We start from the raw sequence: 2,587 nt of genomic DNA on the forward strand, positions 1-2,587 counted from the left end.
GCGCTGCTGATGGGCGCGGCGCTTGCCCAGGCGCAGAGCTGGCTGAAGCGGCGGGCCAATGATCTGCACGAGCCCGATCGCGACTTCGTAACGCTGAGCATCGCGCGCGATAAAAAAGCGCAAACGCGTGCGCGCAGCATTCGCGCCCTCATTTACATGCTGCTGGTCGGCATGATCGTCGGCCTGTTGGGCTGGATCAATCAAGCATTCCTCAAGCAGCAATGGCGTTGGTACGCGACCGAGCGGCCGTTCGCGTCCGCCAATGTGCGGCCCTACGTGCTCACGGCCGAAGCGGAGCGCTCGCTTAAGCCCGATCCGAACAAGGCTTTCAGGGAGTGTGCGCCCAAGGCGCCGGGCAAAGATTTCTGTCCCGACATGATTGTCATACCCGCCGGTGCCTTCATGATGGGGTCGGCGCCGAGCGAGAATGGACGCAGTGACGAACAGCCCCGGCATCAGGTGACGATCGGCAAGGCCTTGGCGGTATCCAAGTTCGAATTGACATTCGACCAGTGGGACACCTGCGCGGCGTACGGCGATTGCCGCGCCGATGTCCGCGACGCCGATTTCGGACGCGGCCCACGCCCCGCCATCAACGTCGACTGGGACGACGCGCAGCAATACGTGGCGTGGCTGTCGAAGATGACCGGCAAGCGATATCGGCTGCTGACTGAGGCCGAATACGAATACATGGCCCGGGCGGGAACGGAGACGGCTTATCCGTGGGGTCCCGACATTGAGGTTGGCGGCAAGCCGATGGCTGACTGCAACGGCTGTGGCAGCCAATTTGACGGCAAGCGAACGGCGCCGGTGGGCTCATTTCCGCCGAACCGCTTCGGTCTGTTCGACACGATCGGCAATGTCTGGGAATGGGTGACCGATTGCTACCACCCGAACTACGATGGTGTGCCGGTGGATGGCTCGGCATGGACCGGAGGCGACTGCAGCCATCGGGTCGACCGCGGCGGCGGCTTTTGGCGCGATACGCCGCAATCCGTGCGTTCCGCGAGCCGCGACAAGGGCACGCCCGATCGGCGCGGCTTCGACGTCGGCTTTCGCGTGGCGCGAGATTTGAACCAGTGAGGTGGCGTGTCCGCGTCGCGTACCGCGCCGCAGTTCGCTTAAGATCGGCACGATGATCGAACATCAGGCATCGCAGCGCCGAAATGTCCGGATCGATCCGGCAGCACGAGTGTGGGCGCCGCTGCTCGCCGCTCTCCTGTTTCTGTCTTCGTCCGCAATCCACGCGCAGCCCGCCAGTAGGGCCTATCTGTCGGGCGTATGCGATACGCCCACCACGCCGTTTTGCGACGCGCTGATGCCGCCCATCGCGAATTGGACCGGCCATGTTTTCCATTTGAGCCAGAATTATCCGACAACGATCAGCCAGGACGTTCAGCCATGGCTGCGCTACGATCCGAGGACACAGACCGAAAGATATTTGCGCGCGGTTCTCGATTATGTCTTTGACGGTAACCTTCGCACCGACACCGAAGCGAGCTTTGATCCAGCGCGGAATCGCAAGCGCGCCTGGTACCATGCGCCGTGGCAGGATGTCGGCATCACCGGCCGCGAGTTCATTCACGGTCTGACGCGCGAGCGCGTCTCGCGGCCTTATGAGCTGGCGCCGCAGCAAATCCACGAATGGAGCAGCTACGCGGTCGGGTTTTTTAATGCTGCAGGTGGCATGACGCTCGGCCGGATCTGGAAAGACCGCGGCGCGCCGAATGCCGCCGCCTCTGTGTTTCCGGACGGCACGGTCGCCACCAAGCTTTTATTCACCACCGCCTCCGAGGCGGAGGTGCCTTATTTGAAGGGTGCGCCGCGGTGGCGAGCTTATGTGTATGCCGATGCCAATGAGCCCGATCCGACCGCCACAAGTCCCCGCGCTGTGCTCGAACTGCCGCTGATGCAGATTGACGTCGCAGTCAAGGATCGCCGGGTCGCCGATACGACCGGCTGGGTTTTTGGTACGTTCGTCTATGGAGGCGGCCCGGGCGGCCAATCCGGCAGCGGATGGAGGAATGTCGCCGCAGTCGGCGGTATGTGGGGCGACGATCCGAACTATTCGGGCGTGGGTCCACTGACGCAGACCTGGATCAATCCATCGGTGCACATGCCCCATCTCGGCTACCAGGGCCGGCTCAGCGGCCCAGTCGATTATCCGACGTCATCATGCTTGTCGTGTCATTCGACCGGCGAAGCGCCTGCGGGCGTCATGCTGCCGCCGGCGCAAGCCGACACCGCAAGGTGGTTTCGCAATTTACGATCCGGCGTACCGTTCGATTCCGGCCGGCAATCGACCGATTACTCGCTGCAAACCGCCGTCGGCATTGCAAATTTCGTGGCCCACCAGCGGGCCGTTGGCGCACGGCCGTCGTCAAAAAACTAAGGCCTCGGTCTTGGACCGAGGCCTTCTGATCGACGGATGAATTCGTCTGGTCGAGCGACGCGGAGCTAAGCTGCCGCTTGTCGGCTTGGGCGATGCTCGGCGGGGCGTTCGCTCTTGAGTTCGTTTGGTTCGCCCTTGGCATCGCCCTTGGATTCGTTCTTGGCGCTGCCGAACTGTGCGCGGCTCCAATTCCAG

Annotated in this window: 2 protein-coding genes; both read left to right on the top strand. The window is 63.0% G+C overall.

Features of this window, described 5'->3' with window-relative positions; translation table 11 throughout:
- The coding region (locus tag WB528_RS26465) for a formylglycine-generating enzyme family protein (protein ID WP_423892264.1) at positions 1 to 1,083 on the top strand (1,083 nt) is incomplete at its 5' end.
- A 52-nt stretch (positions 1,084 to 1,135) separates the two neighbouring features.
- Positions 1,136 to 2,392: a hypothetical protein gene (locus WB528_RS26470; protein ID WP_423892267.1), complete on the top strand. Its 1,257-nt coding sequence runs from the start codon at positions 1,136 to 1,138 to the stop codon at positions 2,390 to 2,392.
- Positions 2,393 to 2,587 lie beyond the last annotated feature (195 nt).

This window comes from Bradyrhizobium sp. (assembly GCF_049586575.1).
Taxonomy (GTDB): domain Bacteria; phylum Pseudomonadota; class Alphaproteobacteria; order Rhizobiales; family Xanthobacteraceae; genus Bradyrhizobium.